Genomic DNA, 3,108 nt, shown 5'->3' on the forward strand with positions numbered 1-3,108 from the left:
GGCAAACTGACGGCTAAGAACTGGGCAAAACGTGTAAAGGTATCGCCAGATACTGCAGCACGCGACATAAAAGACCTGGTAGAGAAAGGTATTCTGATACCTCAGCAAGGGCGGGTTCGTGACGTATTCTACGGAATCCGGTGCAGTGACTCTATCCTTGTCATCCCCATGCCTGAAGATTTATAATAGCTTCATACAAGCAGAAAGCCCCCTACTATACCCCATTTTTTTCCTAACTAGGAAAAAAAATTTCTCTAACTGGGAAAATATTTTTTCCTAACTGGGAAAAAATAAGGGGTGTCTAAGTTCGCAAGTGCTCAACTTATTAGTTGACAATGCTTCAGTTAATAAGTCTACCAAGCTGGAACACCCTGTTTGACAAAGTGCCGCTTGAAACGGTTCGCTACAAACGCCTTGTCAACTCGTCAACTTATTGCTTGTCAACTGCAACTTGAGCTTACGAAGGTTGGGGTATTAATATATTTCAAGATAAAAAAATGATTGCCGCATAAACTTTTCTTTATGCGGGCTTGTACATAAAGAAAAGTTTATGTATCTTTGTTGTGTCAATAAAAGAACGAGAAATGGAAAAGGAAACAAGAATGAGGTTGTTGTCCAAATTGACCAAATTGAAGCTGATGTCGAAGATGTATGAGCATACCTTCCGCAATGCGGGAAACAAAATGAGCGAAAAAGAGATGAACGCATTGCTGGATGCGAAGCTCGAAACGGAAAGACAGATAGAGATGCTGGAAAAAATTCTGAATGACAGCGAAAAATGATTTATGAACAAGCCCCCTGCGACAGAGAGGGGGCACAATACTGTAACATATATGGCACTGAAAGATGATTTGAAAAAACTGAATGAAATTGCCCATTCGGACGCACCAGACGCCATGGAGCGTTATACGGCCTTGTCTGATGAGATAACCGCCAAGTACCAGTCGCCGGAAGATGCGAGCGAGATAGCCGATTTCTTGTTGAACGGATATAAAGAACTGGGACAGGAGGCGGAGGAAATGAAAAACTACGTGACCGTGAAACAGCAGATTGCCCCATATGCTGACATTATTCCGCTGGGCTATATTGCCAAGAAATATTTCGGGAAGAGTACAGCCTGGCTGAGCCAACGCATCAACGGTACCAAAGTGAGGGGTAAGGTCTATACGCTGAGCAAAGAAGACCTGGAGACATTCAACTTTGCCTTGCAGGACATCAGCAGGAAACTTGGTTCCATATCCATAGCTTGACAGACGTTTTATTGAACACCCTATTCCCCGCAGTTCGAGCCGCTGCGGGGATTTTTTTATTCTAACCTGAAAAAAGTACCCTCCACTACTTCAGGGCATCCTTTACTTTCCATGTTGTATTTCAGTTCTTCACAAAAATACGGTTGGTTACCGATTAGGAATATATCTGTAGGCTCGTACCATTGTCCTTTTCGTAAGAAGCTAAACTTATATTCAGTTTTTTGTTAACTTTCGGGTTGTCTTTATATAGCTTGTATAGTCCGTATTCGCCATCAATCTGTAACGTTGTTTCCTTGTCGGGGTATACTGCATAAAAAGCCGCATCACCAATGTTGTATGAACCATAATGAAAAGGAGTTGTACGATATATCGGTATTCTATATGCTGAACTACTTCGCACAGATTCTCCTGTTGAGTTATCAACAGAAATGAAATAATTTTGGTACCCCTCGTAAAATGCAATAAACAAGTGATTAGGAGGTTGTTTCTCTTCAATACCAACTTTTATGTAATCTATCAGACCTTGCTTATTCTGTGAACTGTCTGATACCTCCAGTACATTTCTTGCCAGCGGAACAGTGAAAAGATTGAAATCCCCGTTTTCTCTCAAATAAATTTCAGCAGGTATAATCTCCAGCTCTACAAATTCTTCATCGTTAGGGTCGTTCACCACCCGTTGCAGGTACATCATGTGCTGGTAGAACTTGATAGTGCCTGCGCTATTGTTTATACAACAAACGTGCTTGTTGCCGAAAAACTGGTCTTGATAGATAATGCATTTGTTGAATGTGTCCTCAGGTATGTCAAAGTCCCACAGCCTGTTTGTACGGAATTCGCATAACTTCACTATTTCGGGGTCTATATCGGCAAACTGATAGTATTCTATCCCCTCAGGCAATTTATATTTCACGTTGGTGTAGTTTGTGTATATGTCACTTCAACATCAAACGTTTTTTCATATTCATTGAGCACATCTTCGGCATTGATTACGATATAGGGTTCTTAAGTTTCGCACTTGCGAAACTTGAGTAAGGGGTATTTTTAGGCATGTCCGATCCGATTTCTAACGCGCGTACGCGCGCGTGTGTGTGAGGAAGCCTGCAAGTTTGCAAGTTTGCAAATTTCATACTTTTTTCAGCCACTTCTCCCGCATCAGTCGTACAAGGAAAATCATACCCCGGAAACACAATTCAATGCACATGGCAATCCATACCCCTTTCAGTCCCAGCGTCGGAGCGAGCAAAGCGGCCAATGACAAGCGTACCGCCCAAATACTGAAAAGATTCATCAGGCACGGCACCAACGTATCAGCCGCCCCGACAAATACTCCATATGCGACAATCGATGCAGCAAACATAGGTTCAGCAAACGCCTCAATGCGCAAGGCCATCACTCCCAATTTCCGAATCTCCTCGACAGGAGTCATCAAGCCGATAATCTGAGGAGCAAACAGATACATAAGTACCCCCATCACTCCCATTACCCCCATTCCCATAAACACAGTGATGCGTCCGAAACTGCGGGTCAACCGCCAGCGTCCGGCACCGATACTTTGCCCGACCAGTGTCGTAGCAGCCTCGGCAATGCCGTAACCGGGCATATAGCAAAGACTTTCGGCCGTAATGGCAAAAGAGTTGGCCGCGATGGCAAAGACACCTAACGGAGCCACAATGACGGTTGTCACAATCTGTGCTCCGCAAATGACCATGTGCTCAATCCCCATCGGAAGACCAATGCGAAGCGCATTTCTCAACGTGACTGCTTTCGGACGGAAACCACCCCTCTCCCCACTCTGCTTCAATTCGTTCGAGCGGGTCCAGAGATACCACAACAATACACCGGCAACCACCATTTCGGC

At 44.2% G+C, this 3,108-nt stretch carries 4 protein-coding genes and 1 pseudogene; 3 read left to right on the forward strand and 2 right to left on the reverse strand.

Features of this window, described 5'->3' with window-relative positions; genetic code table 11:
- From QVP67_RS07835 to QVP67_RS07845, 3 genes and pseudogenes are all read left to right on the forward strand, one after another.
- Nucleotides 1-186, forward strand: a pseudogene (locus QVP67_RS07835) (DeoR family transcriptional regulator); the annotation flags it as partial.
- Between the two features lie 398 nt (nucleotides 187-584).
- Nucleotides 585-782 (forward strand): hypothetical protein, encoded by a 198-nt coding sequence (locus QVP67_RS07840; RefSeq protein ID WP_022163017.1) that lies wholly within the window; start codon nucleotides 585-587, stop codon nucleotides 780-782.
- A gap of 51 nt (nucleotides 783-833) precedes the next feature.
- Nucleotides 834-1,250: a DUF5053 domain-containing protein gene (locus tag QVP67_RS07845; RefSeq protein WP_288180022.1), complete on the forward strand. Its 417-nt coding sequence runs from the start codon at nucleotides 834-836 to the stop codon at nucleotides 1,248-1,250.
- Between the two features lie 154 nt (nucleotides 1,251-1,404).
- Here the strand turns inward: QVP67_RS07845 and QVP67_RS07850 are convergent, their stop codons facing one another.
- On the reverse strand, nucleotides 1,405-2,160 hold the full coding sequence (locus tag QVP67_RS07850; protein WP_022163019.1) for a hypothetical protein: 756 nt from the start codon (nucleotides 2,158-2,160) through the stop codon (nucleotides 1,405-1,407).
- 213 nt (nucleotides 2,161-2,373) lie between these two features.
- The coding region (locus QVP67_RS07855; RefSeq protein ID WP_288180023.1) for an MATE family efflux transporter at nucleotides 2,374-3,108 on the reverse strand (735 nt) is incomplete at its 5' end.

This window comes from Bacteroides sp. CAG:633 (assembly GCF_000435115.1).
GTDB lineage: Bacteria > Bacteroidota > Bacteroidia > Bacteroidales > Bacteroidaceae > Bacteroides > Bacteroides ndongoniae.